General features: G+C 62.5%; 27 protein-coding genes. 8 read left to right on the top strand and 19 right to left on the bottom strand.

What is annotated here, in order from left to right:
• Window positions 1–83 precede the first annotated feature (83 nt).
• From recX to FEZ60_RS00765, 8 genes are all read right to left on the bottom strand, one after another.
• Window positions 84–695 (bottom strand): recombination regulator RecX, encoded by a 612-nt coding sequence (recX, locus tag FEZ60_RS00800; protein WP_172935331.1) that lies wholly within the window; start codon window positions 693–695, stop codon window positions 84–86.
• An 8-nt stretch (window positions 696–703) separates the two neighbouring features.
• On the bottom strand, window positions 704–1,741 hold the full coding sequence (gene recA / locus FEZ60_RS00795; protein ID WP_033234999.1) for a recombinase RecA: 1,038 nt from the start codon (window positions 1,739–1,741) through the stop codon (window positions 704–706).
• A 193-nt stretch (window positions 1,742–1,934) separates the two neighbouring features.
• Complete coding sequence (locus tag FEZ60_RS00790; RefSeq protein WP_033235000.1) at window positions 1,935–2,129, bottom strand: DUF3046 domain-containing protein; 195 nt, start codon at window positions 2,127–2,129, stop codon at window positions 1,935–1,937.
• 47 nt (window positions 2,130–2,176) lie between these two features.
• On the bottom strand, window positions 2,177–3,340 hold the full coding sequence (locus FEZ60_RS00785) for a nucleotide disphospho-sugar-binding domain-containing protein (protein ID WP_172935330.1): 1,164 nt from the start codon (window positions 3,338–3,340) through the stop codon (window positions 2,177–2,179).
• Window positions 3,341–3,372: 32 nt separating this feature from the next.
• Window positions 3,373–4,917, bottom strand: a complete 1,545-nt coding sequence (locus FEZ60_RS00780; protein WP_172935329.1) for a glycerol-3-phosphate dehydrogenase/oxidase — start codon at window positions 4,915–4,917, stop codon at window positions 3,373–3,375.
• A 4-nt stretch (window positions 4,918–4,921) separates the two neighbouring features.
• On the bottom strand, window positions 4,922–5,560 hold the full coding sequence (locus FEZ60_RS00775; RefSeq protein ID WP_033234835.1) for a TetR/AcrR family transcriptional regulator: 639 nt from the start codon (window positions 5,558–5,560) through the stop codon (window positions 4,922–4,924).
• A 65-nt stretch (window positions 5,561–5,625) separates the two neighbouring features.
• Entirely contained in the window at window positions 5,626–6,339 is a 714-nt protein-coding gene (locus FEZ60_RS00770) for a PIG-L deacetylase family protein (protein WP_045067381.1), read from the bottom strand.
• Window positions 6,340–6,357: 18 nt separating this feature from the next.
• Complete coding sequence (locus tag FEZ60_RS00765; RefSeq protein WP_033234837.1) at window positions 6,358–6,534, bottom strand: hypothetical protein; 177 nt, start codon at window positions 6,532–6,534, stop codon at window positions 6,358–6,360.
• A 229-nt stretch (window positions 6,535–6,763) separates the two neighbouring features.
• Here FEZ60_RS00765 and FEZ60_RS00760 point away from each other — a divergent pair, with 229 nt between their 5' ends.
• The 3 genes from FEZ60_RS00760 to FEZ60_RS00750 are packed head-to-tail and all read left to right on the top strand — an operon-like array spanning window position 6,764 to window position 8,650.
• On the top strand, window positions 6,764–7,360 hold the full coding sequence (locus FEZ60_RS00760) for a biotin transporter BioY (RefSeq protein ID WP_033234838.1): 597 nt from the start codon (window positions 6,764–6,766) through the stop codon (window positions 7,358–7,360).
• A 7-nt stretch (window positions 7,361–7,367) separates the two neighbouring features.
• Entirely contained in the window at window positions 7,368–8,048 is a 681-nt protein-coding gene (locus FEZ60_RS00755) for an ABC transporter ATP-binding protein (RefSeq protein WP_033234839.1), read from the top strand.
• A complete protein-coding gene (locus FEZ60_RS00750) occupies window positions 8,045–8,650 on the top strand; it encodes an energy-coupling factor transporter transmembrane component T (RefSeq protein ID WP_033234840.1) in 606 nt (201 codons plus the stop codon). The genes FEZ60_RS00755 and FEZ60_RS00750 overlap by 4 nt, the downstream gene beginning before the upstream one ends.
• 12 nt (window positions 8,651–8,662) lie before the next feature.
• On the opposite strand, the gene FEZ60_RS00745 is transcribed toward FEZ60_RS00750, so the two are convergent.
• From FEZ60_RS00745 to pgsA, 5 genes are all read right to left on the bottom strand, one after another.
• Window positions 8,663–9,445 (bottom strand): hypothetical protein, encoded by a 783-nt coding sequence (locus tag FEZ60_RS00745; protein WP_045067380.1) that lies wholly within the window; start codon window positions 9,443–9,445, stop codon window positions 8,663–8,665.
• A 105-nt stretch (window positions 9,446–9,550) separates the two neighbouring features.
• Window positions 9,551–10,363, bottom strand: coding sequence for a PspA/IM30 family protein (locus tag FEZ60_RS00740; protein ID WP_033234841.1), 813 nt, complete (start codon window positions 10,361–10,363; stop codon window positions 9,551–9,553).
• A gap of 166 nt (window positions 10,364–10,529) precedes the next feature.
• Window positions 10,530–10,919: a helix-turn-helix transcriptional regulator gene (locus FEZ60_RS00735; protein ID WP_033234842.1), complete on the bottom strand. Its 390-nt coding sequence runs from the start codon at window positions 10,917–10,919 to the stop codon at window positions 10,530–10,532.
• Between the two features lie 146 nt (window positions 10,920–11,065).
• Window positions 11,066–11,563, bottom strand: coding sequence for a CinA family protein (locus FEZ60_RS00730; RefSeq protein ID WP_172935328.1), 498 nt, complete (start codon window positions 11,561–11,563; stop codon window positions 11,066–11,068).
• Window positions 11,564–11,566: 3 nt separating this feature from the next.
• Window positions 11,567–12,214: a CDP-diacylglycerol--glycerol-3-phosphate 3-phosphatidyltransferase gene (gene pgsA, locus FEZ60_RS00725; RefSeq protein WP_092808432.1), complete on the bottom strand. Its 648-nt coding sequence runs from the start codon at window positions 12,212–12,214 to the stop codon at window positions 11,567–11,569.
• A gap of 120 nt (window positions 12,215–12,334) precedes the next feature.
• Between pgsA and FEZ60_RS00720 the strand changes: the two genes are divergently transcribed.
• Together FEZ60_RS00720 and FEZ60_RS00715 are read left to right on the top strand one after the other, a co-directional pair.
• Complete coding sequence (locus tag FEZ60_RS00720) at window positions 12,335–12,859, top strand: amino-acid N-acetyltransferase (protein WP_033234845.1); 525 nt, start codon at window positions 12,335–12,337, stop codon at window positions 12,857–12,859.
• Window positions 12,860–12,890: 31 nt separating this feature from the next.
• On the top strand, window positions 12,891–13,172 hold the full coding sequence (locus FEZ60_RS00715; protein WP_033234846.1) for a YciI family protein: 282 nt from the start codon (window positions 12,891–12,893) through the stop codon (window positions 13,170–13,172).
• 6 nt (window positions 13,173–13,178) lie between these two features.
• On the opposite strand, the gene FEZ60_RS00710 is transcribed toward FEZ60_RS00715, so the two are convergent.
• The 6 genes from FEZ60_RS00710 to thyX form a co-directional block, all read right to left on the bottom strand.
• Window positions 13,179–14,153, bottom strand: a complete 975-nt coding sequence (locus tag FEZ60_RS00710) for a TerC family protein (protein ID WP_045067374.1) — start codon at window positions 14,151–14,153, stop codon at window positions 13,179–13,181.
• A gap of 47 nt (window positions 14,154–14,200) precedes the next feature.
• Window positions 14,201–17,005, bottom strand: coding sequence for a DNA translocase FtsK (locus FEZ60_RS00705; protein WP_052683555.1), 2,805 nt, complete (start codon window positions 17,003–17,005; stop codon window positions 14,201–14,203).
• A 114-nt stretch (window positions 17,006–17,119) separates the two neighbouring features.
• The gene (locus FEZ60_RS00700) at window positions 17,120–17,743 is read right to left on the bottom strand and encodes a TIGR03085 family metal-binding protein (protein ID WP_095887802.1); all 624 of its coding nucleotides are present in this window, start codon (window positions 17,741–17,743) and stop codon (window positions 17,120–17,122) included.
• Between the two features lie 46 nt (window positions 17,744–17,789).
• Window positions 17,790–19,796 carry a ribonuclease J gene (locus FEZ60_RS00695; protein WP_275942415.1) on the bottom strand — a complete coding sequence of 669 codons (2,007 nt, stop codon included), beginning with the start codon at window positions 19,794–19,796 and terminating at the stop codon, window positions 17,790–17,792.
• Window positions 19,797–20,702, bottom strand: a complete 906-nt coding sequence (gene dapA / locus FEZ60_RS00690; protein ID WP_033234849.1) for a 4-hydroxy-tetrahydrodipicolinate synthase — start codon at window positions 20,700–20,702, stop codon at window positions 19,797–19,799.
• A gap of 69 nt (window positions 20,703–20,771) precedes the next feature.
• The gene (gene thyX / locus FEZ60_RS00685) at window positions 20,772–21,521 is read right to left on the bottom strand and encodes an FAD-dependent thymidylate synthase (protein ID WP_033235005.1); all 750 of its coding nucleotides are present in this window, start codon (window positions 21,519–21,521) and stop codon (window positions 20,772–20,774) included.
• A gap of 157 nt (window positions 21,522–21,678) precedes the next feature.
• On the opposite strand from thyX, the gene FEZ60_RS00680 reads away from it, so the two are divergent.
• The 3 genes from FEZ60_RS00680 to FEZ60_RS00670 all read left to right on the top strand — a co-directional run bounded on the left by FEZ60_RS00680 (window position 21,679) and on the right by FEZ60_RS00670 (window position 23,216).
• The gene (locus tag FEZ60_RS00680) at window positions 21,679–22,137 is read left to right on the top strand and encodes a toxin-antitoxin system HicB family antitoxin (RefSeq protein ID WP_033234850.1); all 459 of its coding nucleotides are present in this window, start codon (window positions 21,679–21,681) and stop codon (window positions 22,135–22,137) included.
• 61 nt (window positions 22,138–22,198) lie between these two features.
• Window positions 22,199–22,633: an SRPBCC family protein gene (locus FEZ60_RS00675; RefSeq protein WP_033234851.1), complete on the top strand. Its 435-nt coding sequence runs from the start codon at window positions 22,199–22,201 to the stop codon at window positions 22,631–22,633.
• 160 nt (window positions 22,634–22,793) lie between these two features.
• A complete protein-coding gene (locus FEZ60_RS00670) occupies window positions 22,794–23,216 on the top strand; it encodes a response regulator transcription factor (protein WP_033234852.1) in 423 nt (140 codons plus the stop codon).
• Window positions 23,217–23,409 lie beyond the last annotated feature (193 nt).

Raw genomic sequence — 23,409 nt, 5'->3', positions numbered from 1 at the left:
TTCGGTGACACACCCCGCTTCTAGTTTTGTCGCCTACGGCTCCGCATAGTTTTGTCGCCTACGGCTCCGCATAGTTTTGTCGCCTACGGCTCCGCGGCAGCCATCTCGGCTTTGACGACCTCGTACGACATGCTCGCCGAGTAGCCCTTGCGCGCAAGCATCGCCACCAGACGTCTCATCACCTTGTCGCGATCGTCGACCGGCTTGTTGCGCAACTTCTTTCGAACGAGATCAGCTGCCCGCTCGCGCTCGTCTTCTGCATCGATCTGCGACAACGCTTCAGTTGCCACATCCTGATCGACGCCCTTGAGTCGAAGTTCGACGGCCAACGCCTTCTTGCCTTTGCCCGAATAGGTGTGACGTGAATGCACCCACTGGTTGGCAAAATCCGCGTCGTCGACGAGACCGATCTCCTGGAGACGATCGAGTGCCCGAGTAATAATGTCGGTCTCGTATCCCCGGCTGATCAGCTTCTTTTCCAACTCGGACCGACTGCGCGCGCGGTCACTCAGGAGGCGCAGGCAAGCATCCTTTGCCTGCGCCTCCGTGCCACCCTCGGCGCGCTGTGTACCTTCGCCGCGCTGCCTGCGTTCGCCGCGGTGATCGCTGCCACCACGGCTGCCCGCCCGATCGGACCGCGAGCGAGACCGTCGATAACCGGTGTCGCTGCCGCCGTCATCGTCGATGTACTCCATGACAGGGATCAGAAGTCGGCGGGAGCTTCATCGGTAGCGGTGACATCGGCACCGATACCCAGCTTTTCCTTGATCTTCTTCTCGATCTCGTCACGGATATCGGTGTTCTCCAGCAAGAACTTTCGAGCGTTTTCCTTGCCCTGACCCAACTGGTCGCCTTCGTAGGTGTACCAGGAGCCGGACTTACGGATGAACCCGTGCTCGACACCCATGTCGATGAGCGAGCCTTCCTTGCTGATGCCCTGGCCGTAGAGGATGTCGAACTCGGCCTGCTTGAACGGCGGAGCGACCTTGTTCTTGACCACCTTGACGCGGGTGCGGTTACCGACTGCGTCGGTACCGTCCTTGAGCGTCTCGATACGGCGGATGTCCAGACGGACAGACGCATAGAACTTCAAAGCCTTACCACCAGTGGTGGTTTCGGGTGAACCGAACATCACACCGATCTTCTCGCGAAGCTGGTTGATGAAGATGACGGTGGTGCCCGAGTTGTTCATGGCACCGGTGATCTTTCGCAGTGCCTGGCTCATCAAACGAGCCTGGAGACCGACGTGGCTGTCACCCATTTCGCCTTCGATTTCAGCGCGGGGAACAAGCGCTGCCACGGAGTCGACAACGATGATGTCGAGAGCGCCGGAGCGGATCAACATGTCGGTGATCTCGAGCGCCTGCTCACCGGTATCGGGCTGGGAGACCAGCAGTGCGTCGGTATCGACACCCAACTTGGCCGCGTAATCCGGATCGAGTGCGTGTTCCGCGTCGATGAATGCAGCGATGCCGCCGTTGGCCTGCGCATTGGCAACTGCGTGCAATGCAACGGTGGTCTTACCCGAGGATTCCGGGCCGTAGATCTCGACGACTCGACCACGAGGCAGGCCGCCGATGCCCAGCGCGACATCGAGCGCGATGGAACCCGTGGGGATCACCGCGATGGGCTGGCGAACGCCTTCGCCCAAGCGCATCACCGAACCCTTGCCGAAATTCTTGTCGATCTGCGCCAACGCGAGGTCGAGCGCCTTGTCCCGATCTGGTGCCTGTGGTGCCATCGTGATCCCCATTCTCAAGTCTCTTCAGTGGTGTTGCGATCAGAGTAGATCCGGCTACCGACAAACTTTTGATTCATCGTGCCGACCCACTCGAACCCTGCAGTCGCGGAAGCGGCAGTTACCACCGAACACACTCAGCATAGACGAACATCTGTTCGAAACACAGGCAAGGATCGAACATTGCCGAAACAAACTAGCGACGCGACGGCGGCACGTCGAACTCCGCGCACAACGCTCGCCACACCTCGCGGGGGTCCTGGCCTGCCTCGATAGCCTCTGCGGCAGTCAGTCCGCCAAGGCTCAGGATGACGTGGTCGAGCAGCATCGAGTCACCTCGTACCTGCCCGAACTCTTCTCGTACCAATTCGTGAAACTCGGTCAATCGCACGGGCGCCACGGTAGTCCACCCAGGCAGCTGTGCACACTCCGCACAGGTCAGGCCGCCACTCCCCCGGCCACAACTTCCCGGCACACCGCCACCGGGTCGCGGACGTCGGATGCCGTCGCCGCAGCAGCGCCGGCCGCGTCGGCGAAGCTGCGCTGGGAAAGAACCTGCAGTGCTGCGTCCCTGATGGATCCGGCATCAGCCGGTCGTACGATCACCGCACTACCGGCGCGAGCGGCACGATTGGCCAACTCCCACTGATCGCCGCCGCCGGGAACAACCACCGTCGGCACGCCGGCCGACAGAGCCTTCGCCAGCATTCCGTGCCCACCTCCGCACACCAGAACCGAAGCGTCGCGCAGCATCACGTCCTGGCGGCCGAGCCCGGCACGAACCCAATCCGGATACAGCGCGTCCGAACCGTCGAGAACCGACGCGATCAGCCGCAGCCCTGACCCTTCCAGGCCGTCGACGGTCTGCTCGAGCATTCCCACCGCACCGGTATGCGCGGTCGACGGCGCCACCATGACCAACGGTTCCGAACCTGGCGGCGGTTCCAGAATCTCGCGAGTCGGTTCCCACAACAGCGGCCCGACGACGTGCGCGTGGGCAGGCCAATCCGGCCGCGGAACTTCCAGCGCTGGAATCGTCGCGATCAATCGTGCATGTGGACCTGGATCTACTGCGGGAAGTCCGACTCCGACGCGCGCCTCGGATCGCTGAGCCAGTCCTTGTTTGATCGAACGACCCGTTGCCGCTCGCATCACCGTGTCGCGCAGGCGTCCGCGCAGCCCGACGCCGGGAGCCAACCCGCTCCCGATGGGCGGCAGGCCTCGGGACGGCGAGTACAGCGGATGAGGCGAGAGCTCCACCCACGGAATTCCCAGTCGCTCGGCAGCCAATCCACCTCCGGCAGTGAGGATGTCCGAGACCACCAGATCCGGGGCTACCGCTTTCAGATCGGGCAGCAGTTCGGTCGAGATGTACGCCGCCCGCGAGTGTATCCGCGCACCGGCGTCAAGGTCGTCGTCGCCGGGCCTCGGCGCCAAGCCTTTGAGAGGTTCGGTGTTCACTCCCGCAGCACGGGCCTTCTCCACCCATCTCGACCCGGTAAACAGGATCGGCTCGTCGCCCGCGGCGATCAGCGCCAGCGACAACGCTATTGCGGGAAAAGCATGACCCGGGTCCGGCCCGGCAACAACGGCTACTCGCACCGCATCAGCGTGTCACACGCCACAACGACCGGTCATACCGCCCGGAATGCCTGCTCCGCCTCCGGCAAGGCACGTTCACGATCGGAAGCCACCAGACCGATACGCGTCCGACGATCCAGGAGATCGTCCACGTCGAGTGCCCCCTCGTGAGACACCGCGAAGGCGAGTTCGGCGGCGCAGATATCCAGCCCGGCTACCTGACGAAGTCCGTCATCGCCCAACCCGACCACCGCTTCTGCTTCGGTGCCGTACCGCGCCACCAGCCCGGCGGGCGCTCGAACCTGGTCCAACACAGCGCGCGACGCGGCACCGACCAACGGCAGGTTGCGCGTTCGGCACGGACCCGCGTTCAATCCGCCCGCTTCGACCGCGCAGTCGACGGCGTCTTCCGCCATCTTGCGATACGTCGTGAGCTTGCCACCGACAACCGTGATCACATCGGTTGCCGACCGGACCACCGCGTGATTACGCGACAGGTCAGCAGTCGATCCCCCGCCGGTATCGAGCAACGGTCGCAAACCCGCAAAAGTGCCGAGCACATCGGCCCGGGTCAACGGAACTTCCAAAGCCGTATTGACCGTAGCGAGAAGGAAATCCACTTCCGCGTCCGACGCTTGCGGTACGTCGGGTACGGGGCCGGGCGCCGCTTCGTCGGTCAAACCGAGATAGATCCGGCCGAGTTGCGCCGGCAACGCGAAGACAAACCGATTGGTCTCACCCGGAATCGGAACCGTCAGTGCGGCAGTGGGATTACCCAGCGATTTCGCGTCGAGCACCAGATGCGTGCCGCGACTCGGACGCAGGGTGATACTGGGATCCACCTGATCTGCCCACACGCCCGTCGCGTTGACCACTGTCCGAGCCCGCAGCAGAAACTCGGTTCCGGTCAACTCGTCTCGCAACGTCGCGGACGTACCGGACACCTCGTAGGCACCCACCCTGGTCAGAATCCGAGCACCGAAAGATGCCGCTGTGCGGGCGATGTTCACAACCAGTCGAGCGTCGTCGATCAACTGTCCGTCGTAGGCCGTCAGCGCACCGCGAAGGTCCGCCTGCCGTACCGCCGGCACCAACTCTCGTGCCCGAGACGCGCTCACCGCGCGCGAGCGAGGCAACACCGACGACGGTGTCCGAGCCGTTGCCCGCAAGACGTCACCGGCTAGAAATCCGGTACGCACCAAGGACTTTCCGAAGAACGACGTCTGCGGGAGCAACGGTACGAGTTGCGGCATCGCCCGTACGAGATGCGGCGCCGTTCGCGTCATGAGGATTCCGCGTTCGACTGCACTCTCACGGGCAATACCGATATTTCCCGACGCAAGATACCGAAGTCCGCCGTGAGCAAGCTTGGAACTCCACCGACTGGTACCGAAGGCCAGGTCGTGCTTGTCCACCAACACCACACTCAGGCCACGCGTCACGGCGTCCAATGCCACACCGACACCGGTGATTCCGCCGCCGATAACCAGAAGATCCACGGAACTTCCGCGTGAGAGTTCGTCCCACTCGCGGGTCCGACGGGCGGCGTTGAGCGCCGACGGATCGGCATTCGGTCCACTGTGATCGCTGTCGGCCATCGCGCTAACCGTCCGTTCCTGCAGTCGGCGTCAGGTACGCCGACACCGCAATTCTCAACTGCTGCACCGCTGCATCGGCAGAAAGTCGATCCTGCAGTGTCGGTGCCGAGAACACCACCGACTGCGCCATCAGCAACAGCATGGACGCTATCTCGTCAGCATTTCCGTGACGGATCGATCCGTCCTGCTGCCCGGCTGTGACCACAGCAGTCATGAGTTCGAGTATCGACTTCTGGCTGGCACCAATGCGATCCACGATGTAGGTGGTCAGCAATTCCTGATCCGTCGACCGGATCTTCACGAACAGCGGATGATCGCGGATCTCGGCGACAACGTCGACCACTGCGGAGAGAAGAAGATCCCGAGCCGAACCCGTCGTCTGTATGTCGGGGAGGACCTCCCGAATTTCGCGAGTGAGGAGGTCTGCGACAACTGCTCTGGTATCCGTCCAGCGCCGGTAGACCGTCGGCCGGCTGACGCCGGCGCGCCGAGCGATCTCGGCCAACGTGGTGCGCTGCATACCGAAATCGAGCACGCACGATCGCGCGGCATCAAGAATGAGATTGTCGATCGCGAGGTTTGGAGTGCGCTGACCGTCGCCCTTTCGCGGCAGGACTTGATCATCTGCGTTACGGATTGCCATCGTGTGTAACACGCTACCCGACGCGCCGTCCGGCAGTGCGACTAGTACACGGCGTGTTCCGACTATCAGAAATAGTACAACTCGAACCCGACGGCACGGTCGGCCTCGAAGCCGGGTTTCGGCCCCGACACCATGTCGATCTGAGCCTGCGCCTGCACGCGTACCGGAATCTCACTCAGCGCCGCCAGATACCGTGAATGCTCGGCCAAGGAATCCACCGCTCGCGCCACCGTTGTACTCACGTCGACGCCGTGAGTCGGTGTCATCGAATTCACTGCAACCCACCGAACTCCGGTCCACGGTTCGAGTCCGATGTCCGACAGTTCCGGAAAGATCCACTCGTTGGCCGCGTCCGCCGTCGCGTCAAGGACACTGATTCCCAGCGCTCGGTGATCGGCACTGTTGAGATAGCCAGGGCCCCAGGTGTTCGAGAAGTTCATCGTCACTACGAGTTCCGGCCGGTGCCGCCTGATCGCGGCTGCCAACACGGAACGCAATTCGAGTCCGGCAATCAGTCGACCATCAGGAAGACCCAGGAACTCGACTTCACTCACTCCCACAACAGCGGCGCTGCGACGCTCTTCTGCCTCGCGGATGGGTCCGGACTCCGCCGGCGGCAGTCCTGCAATCCCGGCTTCCCCGCTCGTCGCGAGTACGTATCTGACGTCCTTGCCTTGATCCGTCCAGCGGGCTACCGCTGCAGCTGCGCCGTACTCGATGTCATCCGGATGGGCGACGACCACAATCGCGCGCTGCCAGTCCTCGGGGAATGGTTCCATACCGCACGATTGTGCCTGTCACATCCTCGAAACGGGTGTGTTTTCATCGTTGCCCGACATCGCCTTCACGAGGAAGTAGATGCCGACGCCCAGCGCGCCGACCACCAGAATCCAGAACAGACCCTTGATCAACGCGCCGACCACTGCAAGCGCGATCCACACGAGGACCACAGCCAACACGATTTTCCAGAACATAACGTACCTTCCTTGCCGTGAGCTTTCGGACTGGCTTAGAGAAAGTCCGTGACACCAGCCTGACACGTTCGGCCGGACAAAGCAGCAGCTCACCGGCAAGATCAGGTAAAGATCAGGGTTCACCCTGATCAACCATGACGAGACTGGGCATGCATCCAAAACACCCGTGATTCGCGCTGACGTAGACTCGCGAAGTTCCATCCAGTACGCCCTAAGGAGCACGTTCGCCGTGTCTACCACCCGAATTCCGGCCCGCGACCTCGCGCACGTTGCAGTGTTCGCGGCCCTCATCATCGCGTTGGGTCTACCGGGGGCGATCAACATCGGAATCTCCGGTGTGCCGATCACCCTTCAATCACTCGGTGTGATGATGGCCGGTGCGCTCCTCGGGCCTCGCAAGGCCGTACTGGCGGTGCTGACCGTGATCGCGCTCGGCCTGGTCGGGCTACCGGTGCTCGCCGGCGGGCGGACTGCATTATTTGCGCTGTCGAGTCCCACGGCCGGGTTCTTGATCGGCTGGATACCTGCGGCGTTTGTCATCGGATGGCTGACGACGAAGATGCTCCCGAAGTACCGAATCATTCCTGGAATCGGCATCAACCTTCTCGGCGGTGTTGTTGTTCTCTACCTCTTCGGAATCGCCGGGATGATGATCCGTGGACACATGACCTTCCTCGCCGCGTGGACCGCCAATGCCGCCTTCATCCCCCTCGATGCTGCGAAAGCCGTTGTCACCGCAGTGGTCGCCGCTCAGGTCCATCGTGCGTATCCGGCACTGCTTCGTGACAGCGTCGCCGCACGCGCAAAAACAGCAGTGGCGAACTGATTCCTCGATGAGCGAGATCATCTTCGAAGGCGTCGGGCACAGTTTCGGCGAACGCACCGTGCTCGATCGTGTCGACCTGACACTGACCGAGCAGCGCATCGGGATTGTCGGTGCAAACGGAAGCGGCAAGTCGACACTTGCCCGCATGATCAACGGATTGGTGATTCCGGCAACAGGTTCCGTCCGTATCGACGGTTTGGATACCGCCAAGAAGGGACGCGACGTACGCAAGCACGTCGGCTTTGTATTCACCGATCCCAATCATCAGATTGTCATGCCGACCGTCGCCGAGGACATCGAGTTTTCGCTGCGGCGAAGCGGACTCGGCAAGGCTGAACGGGCCCAGAAAGTCTCGTCCGTCCTCGAGCGCTTCGGATTGGCGTCACACAGCGACCATCCCACCCACCAACTGTCCGGCGGTCAGAAACAACTCCTTGCCCTGGCCGCCATCATGGTGACCGAGCCGAAGGTACTGGTGGCGGACGAACCGACAACGCTGCTCGATCTGCGCAACTCGCAGCTCATCAGCTCTGTCTTCGCGTCCCTCACACAGCAGTTGATCGTGGTGACCCACCAACTGGATCTGCTCTCCTCGTTCGATCGAGTTCTGGTGATCGATCGAGGGCTTGTCGTGGCCGACGGCCCGCCCGCGGAGTCCGTCGACTTCTACCGTTCCCTCGTCTCGTGACCACACTCGGCCACTACCGCGCCGGCACGTCCATCCTCCATCGGGCGCGGCCTGGCTACAAACTTCTCGCGCTGATCGTCGCAATCGTCGCAGTATCGGTATTCGTGCGCAGCCCTTGGCAATTGGTGCCACCCACCGTTGTTGTTGTTGCGCTCTACGTGGCCGCGCGTATTCCGTTCCGCATCGCGATCGCCCATCTGCGCCCGGCATTGTGGATGCTGCTGTTCATCGGCGGATTCCAGATACTCGTCGCCGGGTGGGAGCGCGCGGCCGTCGTCTGTGGCGTTCTGATCCTGTCGATCGCGCTGGCCGCGCTCATGGGTCTGACAACCCGCATTTCGGAAATGCTCGACGCCATCACGGCTTTCCTCACCCCGCTGCGCCGATTCGGGGTCAATCCCGAAAGAATCGCGCTCTTGCTGGCGATGACCATCCGGTGCATCCCGTTGATGTTCGAGGTCATCACACAGGTGTCCGAAGCACGCAAGGCCCGCGGTCTCGGCTTCTCACTGCGATCCTTTGCCGTTCCCGTCATCATCGGAACCCTCATGACCGCCGACGCGATGGGTGAGGCACTGGCTGCGCGCGGAGCTGACGACTGAACGCGGACCAGCTCAGCGATACTTCTGGGTGATCTCGTCGACCTCGCCGATCGCGTCGGCCAGGCTGGACAGACGCTCTGCGGCCGCGTGCAGAGCCGACAGTTCACGGTTGAATCCCACCAGGGCAGACGGGGTGTGCGGCGCCGTCAAGGTTGCGGCTGAATTGACGAGATCCTCGTACTGACCGAGTCCCGCCTGCAGTTCGCGAACGGCACCTGCGATAGTCGGTTCGAGTGTCTCGGCAACCTTGGGGGTCGATGTCACGGCCCGTTCCATCGACGCGATATCGGACGACACCGCAAACATCGCGCGCAATGCGGAATCTGCAGTCACGGTGATCTCGTCGAGTTCGCCGGGATCGATGGTGTCTGCGCGTCGCAGCACACCAAGAATTTCGAACAGCGACGTTTCTGCTCCGACCAGTCGTGACATCGGTATGAACGCGCGCGAGGACGACGGTGGCAGTCGCCGCCGGATCGGAGCGGGCGGCGGCCCGGCGTTCATCGACCGGTAGCGCCCGACTGCAACAACAGCGGGTACCGCAAACAGTGCGGCTCCCCCACCAGCGACAACAACGGACCATTCCGGCGCCGACGCCACCGCAAGCCCGGCAGTGCCGATCACGGTTCCACCGGAGATGAATCCCCAGCGCTGGGCGCGTCGCCTCGCACGTGCTCGTTTGCGCTCGAATTTTGCCCGCGGATCTTGCCACCGCCGGGCTGCCTCCGCAGCGGACGCCGTCACTTCGCGGAGCGAATCTGCAGTACGGCCCAGCGCACCGAATGCGCCGGACATGGAAACAGGAACGGCCGACCTGGGCTCTCGCTCAGGCCGGCCACCTCGTGAAGAAAACATCAGTGTGTCGAATCGTGTATCTCTGGAAAACTGCAGACCGTGGATCTACTGGCCGGTGGTTCCGGCAGCAGGCGGCTGCTTTTCGATTGATGTCGGCGCAGGTGCCGCCGCAGTCCCACCGGACGGCAGTGCCTCGCCCTTCATGGATGCGCGAATCTGCTCGAGTCGGCTGTGCCCGGCCATCTGCACGGAAGCCTGCTGGACCTCCATCATCCGACCCTGCACCGAGTTCTGGGCAAGTTCGGCCGAGCCGAGGGCATTTGCGTAGCGACGCTCGATCTTGTCGCGAACGGCGTCCAGGCTTGGCGTGTTGCCGGGTGCGGACAGCGTGCTGTCCATGGATCGCAGCGACTCGCTGACGCGTTCCTGCATCTTGGCCTGCTCGAGCTGGCTGAGCAGCTTCGTGCGCTCGGCAACCTTGGCCTGAAGCGTCATAGCGTTCTGTTCGACGGCCTTCTTCGCCTGCGCGGCAGCCTGCAACGACTGATCGTGCAGCGCCTTGAGATCCTCGACACCCTGCTCGGCGGTGACGAGCTGAGCGGCAAAAGCCTCAGCGGCATTTGTGTACTGGATCGCCTTGTCATTGTCGCCCGCGGCGGCAGCCTGATCGGCGAGGTTGACGGCCTGACGCGCGTTGGCGTTGAGCTTTTCGACCTCGTCGAGCTGACGACTGAGCTTCATTTCGAGCTGACGCTGATTACCGATCACCGACGCGGCCTGCTGCGAGAGCGCCTGGTGCTGACGCTGCGCGTCCTCGATCGCCTGCTGGATCTGGATCTTCGGGTCGGCGTTCTCGTCGATCTTCGAATTGAAGAGCGCCATCAGGTACTTCCAGCCCTTGACGAAAGGATTAGCCATGGGTTTGATCCTGCCTCCATCTGATGCGCCGCGCGCTACGCGACCCGGTGAACGACCGTCGCACACCGAAACTCACCAATACATCAGGGCTGCGCTCCAACTGCCCTGACCCTGCACTGCCATACCGGTATATCTACCGAATCTATCGGGTTCAAGCGGCCAGTAGCTACGCAGCAGCCAAACTGCGCGCGTTGGGCGCCGGAATCACCACTCGGGTATCCCGGGCGATGGACGGCGAACCGGACACCTGTGCCGACACAGCAGCGGCTGCACCGGTCGGCGCGGCACCGGAAACCGGACGACCGAGCGCAGAGTTGGACTTCTTGGTGGCCAGAGTTTCACTGACGTCGACCAACACGTCGGACAGCGGTACGGCAAGCGCATCGCAGATCGCGGCCAGCAGTTCACTCGACGCTTCCTTGCGTCCACGTTCCACCTCGGACAGGTAGCCCAAGCTCACACGCGCACTGTTCGACACCTCACGTAGCGTGCGACTCTGCGAAACGCGCGTACGCCGGAGACTGTCACCGATTGCCTCACGCAATAGCAGCGCCATCTCGCTCCTCCTTCATCCGTCGTGCCGTACCTGTCTTTTCACAGGTCCGCACCGTCACCTGGCCACATCGGTACCGTCTCGACACCGTGGCTGTTGCACACCTTCACAACAGTCAACGTCCGAACTCGACCGATTGGTTCCCGAGCCTATCGTGCCCGGCGCTCTTCAACACGATCACATAACCGCGACACGGCTGCCGCGACTGCAGCGATTCGAATCTCCCACCGCTCTCCTGTCAACGACAGACGCTCACACAGAGTTCCGTCGGGCCCGGCAATCCCCAAGAACACCGTGCCGACAGGGTTCCCGTCTTGTTCGGTCGGCCCCGCTACACCGGTCAGTCCGACACCCCAATCGGCGACGCACCGAGTGCGGGCACCGTCGGCCAGAGCAATCGCCGTGGATGCGGACACCGGGCCGTCGAGCGCCAACGCATCTGGATCTACGCCTGCCAGCGTCGCTTTCAGATCGGTGGCGTACACCACCAGGCCACCGCGCAGGACTTGGCTCGATCCGGGAACCGACGCAAGCGCAGCAGTGAACAGTCCGGCCGTCAGCGACTCGGCAGCCGCGACGCTCTCCCCCGCCACCACCAACGCGGCGACCAGTTCGCCGACTCCGAGGTCGAGCAGCGGATCGCGCACAGGTCAGTGTCCGTCTCGTTCGGCGAACCGGACGCCGGCGCGCAATCTGATGGCTTGAACAACATATTCGAGGCCGGTGACGACTGTCAGCACAACCGCCGCGGCCATCAGGAGCCAGCTGACCACGTCCCAGCTGCTCGGCAATGGGCACAGGTAGAAACCGATCGCTACGGCCTGGACGAGGGTCTTGAGCTTGCCGCCCTTGCCGGCAGGAATCACAGCATGGCGGAGCACGGCAAAACGCAGCAGCGTGATTCCGAGTTCGCGGGCGATGATCACGCCGGTCACCCACCACGACAGATCGCCGAGTAGCGACAACCCGATAAGCGCAGCGCCGATCAGCGCCTTGTCCGCGATGGGATCCATCAACTTGCCGAAGTCGGTGACCAGGCCGTACTTCCTGGCCAACTGGCCGTCGATCCGGTCGGTCACCGCAGCGACGATGAAGATCGCCATCGCGCCCAGACGCCACGACGTCGACTGACCGTCGTCGACAAAAAGCACGACGAGAAAGACCGGAACAAGAACGATCCGAATCATCGTCAAGATGTTCGCGATATTGAAAAGTGGGACGGGTTTGTCGGCCGGTGTTTCTCCAGTGGGCCCTACAGCAGCCCGATGGGCATCTGCTTGATCACGCGGGGAACTCATCGGATCACCGCGCGGAAGGCGGGCCGAACCCGGACGGTGACCGGGCGGGCGGGGTATTTCGTGGAGCGGACAGGCACGCGACTCAGAATATCGGTAGACCCATTGACTAATGTGCACCACATGACTTCCACCGCGCGCAGCGACACCGAGAGCCACTTGATCGTGCGGCGGGCACGAACATCCGACGTCCCGGAAATCAAACGCCTCATCGACATCTATGCCGGCAAGATTCTGCTGGAAAAGAACCTGGTGACGTTGTACGAGGCTGTGCAGGAGTTCTGGGTCGCCGAAAAGGACGGCCAAATTCTGGGTTGCGGGGCGATGCACGTCCTGTGGGCGGACCTCGGCGAGATTCGCACTGTGGCAGTCGATCCCACCGTCAAGGGCCAGGGAGCAGGCTTCCAGGTGGTCGACAAACTGATCGAAGTTGCACGCGAGTTGGAATTGGAGCGGTTGTTCGTGTTGACCTTCGAGACCGACTTCTTCCACCGCCACGGCTTCGTCGAAATCGAAGGAACTCCGGTCACCGCCGAGGTCTATACCGAGATGTGCCGGTCATACGACGCCGGTGTCGCCGAGTTCCTCGATCTCAGTTACGTCAAACCCAACACCCTCGGAAATACCCGTATGCTTCTGACGCTCTGATCGGTTCACTCACATCCCGAAAGCGGTCCCGATGTCGTTGTTCCTCGTCGAATACACCTATGACCCCGCAAAAAACGCCGAGCGTGACGCCCTCCGCCCCGATCACCGGGCATGGCTCGGTGATCTTCTCGAGCGTGACATCGTCGTGACGTCCGGCCCGTTCGCCGACGGCCTCGGAGCACTCATCATCGTCGACACGGCAGACGCCGACACCGTGGCACTTCTCTTCACGCACGATCCGTTTGCCAAAGCCGATCTAGTCGCGAATATCCGGATCACCGAGTGGGTGCCGGTACTGGGTCAGTTGGCCTGAACCTACTCAGGCGCGGTCGCGGGTCTTCATCAGGCTCGCGACCGTGGTCACGGCCAACACACCGATGATGACGGACAGGGACAATGCCGTCGAAATCTCCGGCACGCTGACGTGTTCGCCGCCGTTGACAAACGGCAGCGTGTTCTCGTGCAATGCGTGCAGGACAAGCTTGACGCCGATGAACGCGAGGATGATCGACAGCCCGTACGAGAGGTAGACCAACCGCTCGAGCAGTCCGCCGATGAGGAAATACAGTTGGCGTAGGCCCATCAACGCAAAGGCGTTGGCGGTGAACACGATGTACGGCTCCTGGGTCAGACCGTAGATCGCCGGGATGGAATCCAGCGCGAACAACACATCCGCAAATCCGATGGCAATGAGCGCCAACATCAACGGCGTAATGACACGCTTGCCGTCGATCCTGGTGATCAATTTGTCGCCGTCGTACTCCTCGGTAGTGGGCAGTACACGCTTCACAATGCTGATGATGCGGCTGTCACGTTTCTCTTCGGCTTCCTTCTCGTGTCCGTGGTCGCGGACCAACGTGTACGCGGTGTAGATCAGGAAGGCTCCGAAGAGGTAGAACACCCAGCTGTAGGCATTGATGGCCGCAGCGCCCACCGCAATGAAAATCCCTCGCATCACCAATGCGAGCACGATTCCGATCAGCAGGACCTTCTGCTGGTACTGGGGCGGGACCGCAAACGTCGACATGATGATGACAAACACAAAAAGGTTGTCGACGGACAGCGCCTTCTCCGTGACGTAGCCGGCAAAGTACTCGCCGCCGTACGTCGTCCCCCAGATCCACATCACGATCAGACCGAAAATTATCGCGATCGAGATGTAGACCGTCGACCAGAAGGCCGACTCACGGAAGGTCGGTGCATGAGGCGTCCGGACATGCGCGAAGAAATCGAAGACAAACAGGCCGAGTATCACCACTATCGTGATAACCCACGTCAACGGTGTCACATGCACGAGCAGCCTCCGATCGTCTGCCGACGGTTACCCGCCGACCCACGTCACTAGTCGTCGGATGAACTATCCTCCGGATCGCCGCCCCGAATGGACCACAACAATCCGTCCAACTCGTCGGGCTTCACCAGCACCTCGCGAGCCTTGGACCCTTCACTCGGTCCCACGATTCCACGATTCTCCATGAGGTCGATGAGTCGTCCGGCCTTCGCGAACCCGACGCGCAGTTTGCGTTGCAGCATCGACGTGGAACCGAACTGGCTGGTCACGACAAGTTCGACAGCTTGGAGCAGCACGTCCATGTCGTCCCCGATATCGGGATCGACGTCCTTCTTCTCGCCGGCCTTCGCAGCGGTGACGCCTTCGGTGTACTCGGGTTCTGCTTGGTTCTTCGCAAAATCCACGACCGCGGTGATTTCTTCGTCCGTGATGAATGCGCCCTGCATACGGGTCGGCTTACCGGCACCCATGGGGAGGAACAGTCCGTCACCCATACCGATGAGCTTCTCGGCTCCCGGCTGATCGAGGATGACTCGCGAGTCCGTCAGGGACGACGTCGCAAACGCCAATCGGGACGGCACGTTCGTCTTGATCAGACCGGTGACGACGTCGACGGACGGGCGCTGTGTCGCGAGCACCAAGTGGATACCCGCGGCACGTGCCTTCTGCGTGATTCGCACGATGGCCTCTTCGACGTCACGCGGAGCGGTCATCATGAGGTCTGCCAACTCGTCGACGATCGCCAGGATGTAGGGGTACGGCCGGTAGACGCGTTCGCTACCCAGCGGTGCGGTGATCTCGCCGGATTTCACCTTCGCATTGAAATCGTCGATGTGCCGTACCCGGTTGACCTGCATGTCCTGGTAGCGCTGCTCCATCTCCTCGACCAGCCACGCAAGCGCGGCCGCCGCCTTCTTCGGCTGCGTGATGATGGGCGTGATCAAATGCGGAATACCCTCGTACGGCGTCAGTTCGACCATCTTGGGGTCGATCAGGATCATCCGAACTTCGTCGGGAGTCGCGCGGGTCAGCAGCGACACGAGCATCGAGTTCACGAAGCTCGACTTACCCGAGCCGGTGGAACCGGCAACCAGCAAGTGGGGCATCTTCGCGAGGTTCGCATGGACGAAGTCGCCCTCGATGTCCTTACCCAGTCCGATCACGAGCGGGTGGTGTTCGCGTCGCATGCTCGGCGCCGTCAGCACGTCGGCCAAGCGGACCAGTTCGCGGTCCGAGTTGGGCACCTCGATGCCCACGGCCGACTTGCCCGGAATCGGAGCGAGAAGACGCACGTTGTCGGTGGCCACCGCGTACGCGATGTTTCGAGCGAGCGCGGTGATCTTCTCGACCTTGACGCCAGGACCGAGTTCCACCTCGTACCGCGTTACTGTCGGTCCGCGCGTGAATCCGGTGACGGCAGCATCGATCTTGAACTGTTCGAGTACCTCGCTGATCGCCTCGATCATCGCGTCGTTCGCCGAACTGCGCAGTTTCGGCGGGTCGCCGTCGATCAGCAGCGATGTGGGCGGAAGGTTGTAGTCGCCGTCCGTCACACGATCGGTGACAAAGCTTTCGGCCTCTTCGGGTTCCGGCTCGGGCTTGGGTGCCGGCTTCGCCACCGGAACCGATCGCGCGGGAGGTCTGGTCCGGGTCACCGGCTTTTCGGCGACCGGCGCTTCCGCAGCGGAGGCGGTCTCGTCCGCTGCCGGGGCAACTTCGTCCGGGTCCGCTGACCACAGGTCGAGGATTTCGGTCTTCTTGTCGCCGGATTCGAATTCGTCCGTCGGGTAGTTGTCGATCGGCGCCCGGCGGCTCGACCGTTTGGACGGCCGCAGCGGAGGCTCCGCATACGTGTCCACCGGATAACCGTCGGCGTCGAACTCCGATGACTCGTACGAGCCTCCCCCGTAGTCGCGACCGTAGCTGTCGTCGTCGAATTCGCTGCCGTAGTCCTCGAATTCGTCGTCGTCGCCGGACGGAGATCCGAAGAAGGACTGAAACTTGCCGGGGACCTGTCGCAGGGTGGTTCCGGTCAACAACAGGATTCCGAAGCCGACGGCGATCACCAGCAACGGAACCGAGAGCCAGGCCGTCAGACCATTGGTCAATGGTCCGCCGACAACAGAGCCGACAAATCCGGCTCCGATTTCACGTGTGTCCGCAGTTGTCTCCGCACCGGAACCGATGTGCCACAAGCCCAGTGCGGGTAGCCCCACCAGCAGCGAACCCATGATGAGACGGGTCCGGATCTCGGGGCGTGGCTCCGTGCGCATCAGCAGGATTGCGATTCCGACACACAAGATCGGCAGAACGGCCGACACAGCACCGAACACCGCGCGAACGGCCGTTTCGATTCCGCCGCCGATCGGTCCGCCCGCCGCGAACCACACACTGCCCGCGACGACAACACTGAAAGCAATGAGCCCGAGGGCAATTCCGTCGCGTCGGTGGCCTGCCTCGATATCGCCGACTTTGCTCACCGTGCGAGTGGTAGCGCCGACGCCACGAGCGGCCAGCGACCACCCGGCGGCAATGCCTTTGCCGACAACATCGAGCGGGCTTGCACTCTGCTTCGACTTCGCGACCGGACGGCGAGCCGCCGAGGACGCACCGGACGCCTTCCTGGGGGCTGCCTTCTTCGCCGGCGCTTTCCTCGGCGTCGATTTGGCTCCTTTACCCGCGCCCGCGCGGCCACCGGCGTGCGACGCCGTCGTGACGTTGCGGGGGGTGGAGACTGTTCGTGTTCGCGACTTTGCCGCGGGAGTTGACGCTGACGACCTGGTCGATGCCCTGGACGCGGACGTGCTTGTACTCGAACCTGTACCGGATCCTCGGGCGCTCGACTTACCTGCCATGACGTTCAGGCTAGTCGGTGCAACCCCATCCGGACCATCCGCAACACCAGCAACACCGTTCATACGTGCGAATCGTGATGTTCGCTACGCCGGCCGAATGGATCGAGCGCCGAATCAGAAACCGCGATCCAAGCCCATGACGGACTGGACGTCGGCCAGTTCTCCTTTGGCTTCGATCACCACTTCGTTGCGTCCGAAAGCGTGTAACAAGAGCTCGGCCGGCTCTCCCTGCAGAACCACCGTCCGGGTATCTGCTTTGTGCACAACGGCACTTTCACCCGACGGTAATTCGAAGATCACTTCGACGTCAGACTTCCGGTACCCCAGCTTGGCTACCTGGCGTGCGTACTTCCACAAATCCGCCTGACGATCTTGTGGCAGCGCCCTGGCCACCCAATGCTGATGCGCTCGGCGCACATCCTCGTGATGGACGAACATCTCGGTGGTGTTGACCTGAGAATCGAGCCAGTACATCGGCGACCAGCGCGGCGGTCCGCTGCGAACGTCACGGAGTAGTTCTTCCCACGGGCGCGATGCGGCCGCTTTTCTGACGCTCTCGGTATGTCCGGCCAAGGCACTGATCATGATTCCGGGAGCGGCGTCGAGACGCCGCTCCCGGACGATCAAATGTGCTGCCAGGTCACGATTTGTCCACTCCCCGCACAGAGTGGGTGCATCGGGGCCGAATTCGACCATGCTGTCCACCAGGGCGAGTCGTTCGTCATGTGCGAAGGTCACCTTCGCCAACGTACGCGAAACTTCTCCCTCTACCGGGAGAAGTCGCTCAGGAAACCGCGATAACCGTCGGAATGATCATCGGGCGACGACGGTACTTGTCCGCAACCCAACGGCCGACCACGCGACGCACCGACTGTGCGATGCGATGTGCGTCGGTGATTCCTTCGCCCGCGAGGCGCAGAAGATCTGCTTCCACGAGTTGTGCAGCGTCCTTGAGAGCGGTCGGGTCGTCGGAGAATCCACGTCCGGACACCTCGGGGGTACTGACCGCGCGTCCCGTCGACTCGTTGATGACGATGGTGATGGCGATGAAGCCACCCTCACCGAGCACCAGACGGTCCGAGAGCGTCGGCTCGCCGACATCGCCTACGGAGAGTCCATCGACGTACACGTGTCCGACCGGAACGCGTCCGACGATCTCGGCAAGACCGTCGACCATGTCGACGACAACGCCGTCCTCGGCCAGCACGATGCGTTCTTCCGGAACACCCGTCGCCTTGGCCAAGGCTGCATTTGCGCGCAGGTGGCGCCATTCACCGTGCACCGGCATGGCATTGGTGGGGCGCACCGCGTTGTACAGGTACAGCAACTCACCGGCGGAGGCGTGACCCGATACGTGGACCTTGGCGCTTTGCTGCGTGACGACAGTGGCGCCACGCTTGGCCAAACCGTTGACCACGGCAAAGACGGAGTTCTCGTTGCCAGGGATCAGCGAGGACGCAAGAACGACGAGGTCGTTGGCACGGATGTTGATCTGGCGATGCTCACCGCGAGCCATCCGCGAGAGCGCTGCGAGAGGCTCGCCCTGCGAACCCGTGGAGATGAGAACCAGTCGATCATCGGGAAGTGTGGCTGCGGTATCGATGTCGACGACCAGACCGTCTGGCACCCGCAGGTAGCCGAGATCCTGTGCGATCTGCATGTTCCGGACCATCGACCGGCCGACGAACACGATGCGACGGTTGTACCGCGCCGCGACGTCGACAACCTGCTGGATACGGTGCACGTGGCTGGCGAACGACGCCACGATGACGCGTTGCTTGGCCTTGCCGATGACGTTGTCGAGCACGCCGCCGATTTCGCGTTCGGGCGTGACGAATCCCGGCACTTCCGCATTGGTGGAGTCGACGAGGAAAAGGTCGACACCCTCGTCACCGAGGCGGGAGAATCCGGCGAGGTCGGTCAGGCGCCCGTCGAGCGGAAGCTGATCGAGCTTGATGTCACCGGTGTGAAGTATAACTCCGGCGTCGGTGCGGATCGCAATGGCGAGCGCGTCCGGGATGGAGTGGTTGACCGCGAAGTACTCGCAGTCGAACGGACCGTGCGTGGTGGAGTCACCTTCCACGACCTCGACGAGGTTGGGCCGCAGGCGATGTTCACGGCACTTCGCCGCCACGAGCGCGAGTGTGAACTTGGCACCGATGACGGGAATGTCCGCGCGCAGGCGCAACAAGAACGGCAACGCGCCGATGTGGTCTTCGTGGCCGTGCGTGAGGATGACGGCTTCGACGTCGTCCATGCGGTCTTCGATGTAACGGAAGTCCGGGAGGATGAGGTCGACGCCGGGCTGCTGGTCCTCGGGGAACAGAACGCCACAGTCGACGATCAGCAACTTGCCCTTGTGTTCGAAGACGGTCATGTTTCGACCGATTTCGCCGATACCGCCGAGCGCAACAACACGAAGTCCACTGGCCGGGGCCTTGGGCGGCATGCCCAGACGCGCGGTCGGGTCCACCTGCGGACGGTTGTCGGGACGCTTGTTCCCGGAACGCGAGTTACCGGACTTGCCGGCTGACGGGCGGTTGCCTGCAGCGCTCTTCCGGGCTTGTTTTTGCGGTGCTGCGTTTTGCGGCGCCGATTTCTGGGCTGCAGCCTTTTGCGGTGCAGCCTTTTGCGGTGCAGCCTTTTTCGGGGCCGACGCCGCGGCAGCAGGCTCAGCTGCTACCGGAGCCGGAGCTGCCGGCGGGGTTGCCGGCGTAGCTGATTCGGGTGCCGGGATCGAAGGCGGTCCGGCTTGGCGACTGGCACTACGACGTCGGGGGGGACGGGTCATTTACAAAACTCCTGCCGCATGCAGATCGGCGGCCAAACCGTCGATCTGCTCTTTAGTGGGTGCAACCTGCGGAAGGCGCGGTTCTCCGACATCGATACCGATGAGTCGCAGACCCGCCTTCGACGCGCTGACGCCACCCAAACGGGCGACGGAACGGATCACAGGGATCAAACTGAGGTTTATTTCGCGTGCACGGGCGATGTCGCCGGTGACAAATGCGGTGTGAAGCTCACGCAGTCGACCAGGAACCAGGTGTCCGATGACGCTGACGAAGCCGGTGGCTCCGACTGCGAGCCACGGGAGGTTCAACGGGTCGTCGCCGGAGAAGAACTGAAGTTCGGTGGTGCCGATCAATTCTGCACCCGCGTTGAGATCACCCTTGGCGTCTTTGACGGCCTTGATGCGGGGATGCTCGGCAAGACGACGGATTGTCTCCGTCTCGATGGGGACAACGGAGCGGGGCGGAATGTCGTAGAGCATGACGGGCAGGTCGGTGGCGTCGGCAACTGCGGTGAAGTGCGCGTAGAGCCCGGCCTGCGGGGGACGTGAGTAGTACGGCGTGACAACAAGAAGGCCGTGAGCGCCGACGCGGGCCGCGTCGCGGGCGAGTTCGACACTGTGTGCAGTGTCGTTGCTGCCGGCTCCGGCAACGATCTTGGCGCGGTCGCCAACGGCGTCGATTACCGCGCGGAGCAGGTCGAGCTTCTCCGATTCGGTGGTGGTCGGAGACTCACCCGTTGTGCCGGCAAGGACAAGGCCGTCGCAGCCGTTGTCGACGAGATGGGCTGCGAGGCGCACGCCCGTGTCGACGTCCAGCTTCCCGTCGGCAGTGAACGGGGTCACCATCGCAACGGAAATGGTGCCGAACGGACGCTCGACGAGAGAAGCGGAATCACCGTAGGTCATGGTCAGAAGGTTACCCGGTCAGTCGCTTACTTCTGCACACGAGTCTTCAGTCGAGTCGCGAACGTAACTTCACTCGGCAGCGAACGAGCTGACGGCAATTTCCGATCCGTCACTTCTGCGCAGAATCTCGTAGTCTCCGAACACATTTGGCGCAGCGGTTTGAAGTTGCCGCAAGCACTCGATCGCGACGCGCCTGATCTCGACGTCCGCGTGCTCGGTGGCGCGCATATCCACGAAGTGTCGCCAAGCACGGTAGTTTCCGCTGACTACGAGACGGGTTTCCGTGGCATTGGGCAGCACCGAGCGAGCGGCTTGACGCGCTTGCTTGCCGCGCACGGGTGCGCCGGGGACGGACTGCAATTTGCCTTCCAACGCAGCGAGCAGTTCGCCGTAGGCCCGTCGACTTTCCTCGGTGGCGGCCAGGAACAGCGCTTCGAGTTCCGGGTCACCTTCGACAGCCGGCGGGACCACGACGCTTGCATCGTTCTCCCTAACGAACCGCTGGGAGAGTTGCGAGTACGAGAAGTGGCGGTGACGGATCAATTCGTGGGTACAGGAGCGCGAGATTCCGGTGATGTAGAAACTGACCGTCGCATGTTCGAGGACAGACGAATGCCCGACTTCTAGGAGATGTCGAATGTATCCGGCGTTCGTGGCTGTGCGCGGGTTGGGCTTGGACCAACTCTGATAGCAGGCGCGGCCGGCGAATTCCGCAAGTGCCTCACCGCCGTCGGCATCGGTTTCCCAGTCGATGTCGTCCGGCGGGAAGAACTCGGACTTTGCCACCATCTGCACTTTCAGTGACACCGTGTGCGGCACTACATACTCCTCGAGTCCGCCGGACACTTCCGGCTGTCAGGCCAACCGGACGCTTCCGGCCTTGCTGCGCGGCAACTCTATAGGCAGAAACCACCTGGGAAGCCCTGACGCCAGACGGCACCTTGACTGACGTCACTTTTGACGTCACTGTGGTGTCATGGATATTTCGGAGTACACCGCAAAGCTGCACGATGACCTCGTCACGGCGGCCGAACTCGGCGACGACCACACCCGTCGCATCGCGGCGTCACTCGCGGCCGCCATGGAACCGTCGATACGCCTCGTTCTGCTGGCCGCGGCAACCGAGCTCGCCAAGGAAATCGGAGCCGAGATCGAGGACCGCGACGTCAAGGTCCATCTCGACGGCAACAACATTCTGGTCGACGTCCAGAAAGCATCGAAGGATTCCGGGGCCGAGGAGCCCGCCAAGGAAAACGTCTACTCGTTCGACGACGTCAGCGGCGACATCAGCCGGGTCACCCTGCGCATGATGGAGCAGATCAAGGCCCGCGCCGAAGAAGCCGCAAATCAGAACGGCGTCTCCTTGAATTCGTGGGTGTCGCAAGCCGTGCAAGGCGCTTTGCGGGATCAGATGCGTAAGAACGGCATGGACTGATCTAATTGCGTCCGAGCAAGTCCACGAAGTTGTTGCCGTCAGGCATGTAAGGAGTAGACGTATGGCCGTTTCGGGCGTCAAGGAATTCGAGATCAAGGCCGATCCGGCCACGGTCATGGCAGCGGTTGCAGCGGTGGACCGGTTGCCCGAATGGTCGTCTGCGCACAAGAAGATCACGATCGAGACCACACATGACGACGGTCGGCCGCATCGCGTCCGGATGGCCGTGTCGATTCTCGGCATCAACGACGAGCAAGTTGTGGACTACACCTTCGACGGTGACGAGAAGGTGAGCTGGACCCTCGTCGAGAGTGGACAGCAGAACCAGCAGGACGGCTCGTACACCCTCACCCCCACCGATGGCGGAACGAAGATCAGTTTTGAACTGACCATCGACCCCAAGATTCCGCTGCCGGGATTCCTGGTGAAGAAAGCCCAGAAGACGGCGCTGGAGACCGCCAGCAAGGGACTGACGAAGTTCGTCGAAAACTTCTGACAGTCAGCACTATTCGCGCACAACCCTCGCGTCCCGCAAGCTCGGACGCGAGGGTTGCCGCATTTCACGAACCCCCCGGACCGCCGCACTCGACGGAAAGTCCTTGGTGAAGTTCATGATTCACTGCCGCGACGGATAGTCGCGGGGTAACGTCGGCCTCGTGTCCGACGCGGCAGCACCTCCTCGCACCCCCGCCACCGTGCGTGTGCTCGTCTTCAGCGACGACGCCCACACGCGCGAACAGGTCCGCCTCGCCCTCGGCGAGCGCCCCCATCCGGATCTCCCACCGATCGAATACGTCGAGGTGGCCACAGCACCGGTGGTGATCGATCGACTCGACCGCGGCGGCATCGACCTCGCCATTCTCGACGGCGAGGCAAGCCCGGCCGGGGGCATGGGCGTCGCGAAGCAACTCAAAGACGAGATCGCGAACTGCCCGCCGATCGTGATTCTGACCGGTCGACCCGACGACGCCTGGCTCGCGTCGTGGTCACGCGCGGAAGCTGCCGTTTCCCAACCACTCGACCCGATCGAACTGGCGTCGGCCGTCATTCGTTTGCTCCGCGTTCGCCTGAACCTCTGATCGGCCGGTGCCTACACAGTTCCCTTGCGGCGGCGAGCACTTCGGCATCTCGGGAGCAAAACTCCACAGTTCGAAAATCAGCCCCAATGTCGGAGGCACCACCTAGGGTAAGTGTCACAGGTCACACGATCGGCGAGATGCTGGCAGTATCGATCTGGCAGGGACAGCAGGGCCTTCTGGGGCAGCGTCATTC

This window comes from Rhodococcus sp. MS16, assembly GCF_013277795.1.
Lineage (GTDB): Bacteria > Actinomycetota > Actinomycetes > Mycobacteriales > Mycobacteriaceae > Rhodococcus_F > Rhodococcus_F globerula.
This window is presented reverse-complemented; position numbering and strand designations above follow the sequence as displayed.

Coding starts and splice junctions, on each gene's coding strand:
- FEZ60_RS00755 (WP_033234839.1), top strand. CDS start 7,368: ATGAGCGAGATCATCTTCGAAGGCGTCGGGCACAGTTTCGGCGAACGC.
- FEZ60_RS00735 (WP_033234842.1), bottom strand. CDS start 10,919: ATGGCGCTGCTATTGCGTGAGGCAATCGGTGACAGTCTCCGGCGTACG.
- FEZ60_RS00745 (WP_045067380.1), bottom strand. CDS start 9,445: ATGTCCGGCGCATTCGGTGCGCTGGGCCGTACTGCAGATTCGCTCCGC.
- FEZ60_RS00775 (WP_033234835.1), bottom strand. CDS start 5,560: ATGGCAATCCGTAACGCAGATGATCAAGTCCTGCCGCGAAAGGGCGAC.
- FEZ60_RS00770 (WP_045067381.1), bottom strand. CDS start 6,339: ATGGAACCATTCCCCGAGGACTGGCAGCGCGCGATTGTGGTCGTCGCC.
- FEZ60_RS00715 (WP_033234846.1), top strand. CDS start 12,891: ATGTCGTTGTTCCTCGTCGAATACACCTATGACCCCGCAAAAAACGCC.
- FEZ60_RS00780 (WP_172935329.1), bottom strand. CDS start 4,917: ATGGCCGACAGCGATCACAGTGGACCGAATGCCGATCCGTCGGCGCTC.
- FEZ60_RS00740 (WP_033234841.1), bottom strand. CDS start 10,363: ATGGCTAATCCTTTCGTCAAGGGCTGGAAGTACCTGATGGCGCTCTTC.
- FEZ60_RS00705 (WP_052683555.1), bottom strand. CDS start 17,005: ATGGCAGGTAAGTCGAGCGCCCGAGGATCCGGTACAGGTTCGAGTACA.
- dapA (WP_033234849.1), bottom strand. CDS start 20,702: ATGACCTACGGTGATTCCGCTTCTCTCGTCGAGCGTCCGTTCGGCACC.
- pgsA (WP_092808432.1), bottom strand. CDS start 12,214: ATGAGTTCCCCGCGTGATCAAGCAGATGCCCATCGGGCTGCTGTAGGG.
- FEZ60_RS00720 (WP_033234845.1), top strand. CDS start 12,335: ATGACTTCCACCGCGCGCAGCGACACCGAGAGCCACTTGATCGTGCGG.
- recA (WP_033234999.1), bottom strand. CDS start 1,741: ATGGCACCACAGGCACCAGATCGGGACAAGGCGCTCGACCTCGCGTTG.
- FEZ60_RS00675 (WP_033234851.1), top strand. CDS start 22,199: ATGGCCGTTTCGGGCGTCAAGGAATTCGAGATCAAGGCCGATCCGGCC.
- recX (WP_172935331.1), bottom strand. CDS start 695: ATGGAGTACATCGACGATGACGGCGGCAGCGACACCGGTTATCGACGG.
- FEZ60_RS00680 (WP_033234850.1), top strand. CDS start 21,679: ATGGATATTTCGGAGTACACCGCAAAGCTGCACGATGACCTCGTCACG.
- FEZ60_RS00765 (WP_033234837.1), bottom strand. CDS start 6,534: ATGTTCTGGAAAATCGTGTTGGCTGTGGTCCTCGTGTGGATCGCGCTT.
- FEZ60_RS00695 (WP_275942415.1), bottom strand. CDS start 19,796: ATGACCCGTCCCCCCCGACGTCGTAGTGCCAGTCGCCAAGCCGGACCG.